Here is a 2,860-nt window from a genome sequence, read left to right on the forward strand (position 1 = left end):
CCCAGGATTGAGATCGGGATGGTATTTGCGCGCCAGTTGTCGAAATGACTGTTTGATTTCATCAGCGGAAGCATCCCGCTTCACACCCAATAGCTCGTAATAATTGCGAATGTCTTGCATGGGTTTAGGAGAGATGGGAGATGGGAGATGGGAGATGGATAGAGAGCATAGTAGGGTGGGCAGTGCCCACCATCTAGGTTTCAGACATAATCTGTCCTATAAAACGATCGCATCTACCTACTGATTATTTACCCTCAAGTCCTCAAGTTTAAAATCTACCCCATTCATCATCTTCTTCATCCCAGTCATCGACTATTGGTTGAGAATTGGGATTGGGGGAGCGAGGGGGGTTGTTATTTGATTGGGTGCGCCGGGAGTCAGGGGGTTGTGCCGAGTTGTCACCATAGCGAGAATTGCGCTGTGCGGGGGGCTGAGATCGATTATCTGGTGTGTTATCGCGTCCAGTGGTCGATCTAGGCGTGCGGGCGTCTCCTTGGCGGCGAGATGTGGGGGGATTTTGGTCGTCATCCCAACGATCTTGGCGTGGTGCTGAAGGTGCATCGTCTCGATAGTCATCATCGCGTTGGCGCGAGCGATTATCGGGGGGATTGTTTGCGGGTGGGTTACGGGGGTAGTCGTCGCGGCGGTTAGGGTTGTAATTGCCATTCTCGTCGCGGCGGTTGGGATAGCGTTCCTCGTCGCGATAGCCTTGCTGGGAGGCATTGGAATTATTGCGACTGTCTCTGGGACGATCGCGAGTATTATCAGCGTAGGGATCTCTAGGCTGATTGTAGTCGCGATCGCGGTAGGGATCTCTAGAGTTATTGTAGTTTTGGGGTGGGAGTGCGCCGCGATCTCTGGGATACGATTGGGGATAATCATTGTTGCGATCGTAGTACGGTTCGCGACCAGTTCCGTAGGGACTATAGACATCGCGGGGGTTGTAGGCATCGCGATAATTGTATTCTTCATCATCGCCGACAAAGATTTCTTTGAGGGTACCGAGAATCCCCTTATCCTCTTCTTCGGTGAGCATTTTCACCTGACGGCTAAAATCATACAGCGCATCGTCCAATTCGCTTTTGATTTCGTCGATCGATCTTTCGTCCCCATCGGCGAGTGCTTGGCGGATCTCGCGCACTAAGCCTTCAATTTGCTTGCGTTGAGCATTGGCAAACTGCATCCCAAATTCCAGCGCCACTTCGCGCAACTGGCGTTCGGCTTGATAAGACAAGCTCTCGGCGCGGTTGCGTTTATCGATTTTGTCGCGTTTTTGTTTATCGCTAGCGGCAAATTGCGTCGCTTCATCGATCATCCGCTGGACTTCCATTTCCCCAAGTGAGGACGCACCTTGGATCGTAACTGTCTGTTCGCGTCCGGTGGTACGATCCATTGCCGTCACTTGCAGGATGCCATTTGCATCGACATCGAGCGACACTTGCACCTGCGGAATCCCTTTCGGTGCGGGGGGAATGCCCGTAAGTTTAAATCGTCCCAGGGACTTGTTATCCGCAGCCATTTCCCGCTCGCCTTGAACGATATGGACTTCTACCATCGTTTGATTATTTTCCGATGTGGAAAAGATATCTGATTTCCGCACGGGAATTGTCGTATTGCGGGGGATCAGTTTTTTCATGACCCCGCCGATCGTTTCTAGTCCCAGCGACAGCGGCGTGACATCTAGCAGCAAGATATCTTTAACTTCGCCAGAAAGTACCCCCGCTTGAATTGCGGCACCGACAGCGACCACCTCGTCGGGATTGACGTTTTGATTGGGGCGTTTATTGATATAACTTCTCACCAATTCCTGCACTGCGGGAATCCGCGTCGAGCCGCCGACTAGTACCACCTCATCGATGTCATAAGCCGTCAAGCCAGCATCATTCATCGCCCGTTTGACTGGCCCGCGCAGCCGTGCGATCAGATCGGCGCACAACTCCTCAAATTGAGCGCGAGTCAGCCGCGTCTCGATATGTTTGGGGCCATCGGCGGTCGCCGTGATGAAGGGGAGATTGATATCCGTCACCATCACCCCAGAGAGTTCGATCTTCGCCTTCTCAGCGGCTTCTGTCAGCCGCTGGAGCGATTGCCGTTCCTTCCGCAAATCGATATTTTCGGTAGCCAGAAATTGCTCTGCCAACCAATCGACGATCTTGCGATCGAAATCCATCCCGCCTAACTGGACATCACCGCTAGTAGACTTCACCTGAAACACGCCATCGCCAACTTCCAGCACGGAGACATCAAAAGTCCCGCCCCCCAAGTCAAAAGCTAAGATCGTCTCGCTCTGGCGTTTGTCCAAGCCATACGCTAGCGATGCTGCTGTTGGCTCATTTAAAATCCGCAGGACATCCAATCCACAATTTTGCCAGCGTTTTTAGTTGCTTGACGTTGAGAATCGTTAAAATAAGCAGGTACGGTAATTACTGCACCAGTCACGGGTTCGCCGAGATATCTACTAGCTTCGTCGGCTAGTTTTTGCAAGATCATCGCCGAAATCTCTTCGGGAGCATACTCGCGATTTTGTTTGGGACATTTGATTTTAATATTGCCATCTTCATCCTTGCGGATCGTGAAGGGTACTTGCTTCGATCTGGGGCTGAGTTCGCCATATTTACGCCCCATAAAGCGCTTGACCCCATAAAATGTATTTTGAGGGTTAAGTTCTGTTTGCCGTCGCGCCATCTGCCCAACGAGGCGTTCGCCGTCTTTGCTGAATCCAACGACGGAGGGTGTGGTACGCATCCCTTCTGCATTAGCGATTACCACTGGTTTTCCACCTTCCATCACAGCTACCACTGAATTGGTGGTACCCAGGTCGATGCCTACTACTTTACCCATCCGCTGTTTCCCTTTGTAT

General features: G+C 51.8%; 1 protein-coding gene and 1 pseudogene. Both read right to left on the bottom strand.

Annotated features, from left to right (window positions below):
• A partial coding sequence (locus tag RMO35_RS11920) for a DnaJ domain-containing protein (RefSeq protein WP_309741455.1) occupies positions 1–120 on the bottom strand: 120 nt, incomplete at its 3' end.
• Between the two features lie 430 nt (positions 121–550).
• Positions 551–2,841: pseudogene (gene dnaK / locus RMO35_RS11925) on the bottom strand (molecular chaperone DnaK); the annotation flags it as partial.
• Between the last annotated feature and the right edge of the window lie 19 nt (positions 2,842–2,860).

It is taken from the genome of Chamaesiphon sp. OTE_20_metabat_361, assembly GCF_031364565.1.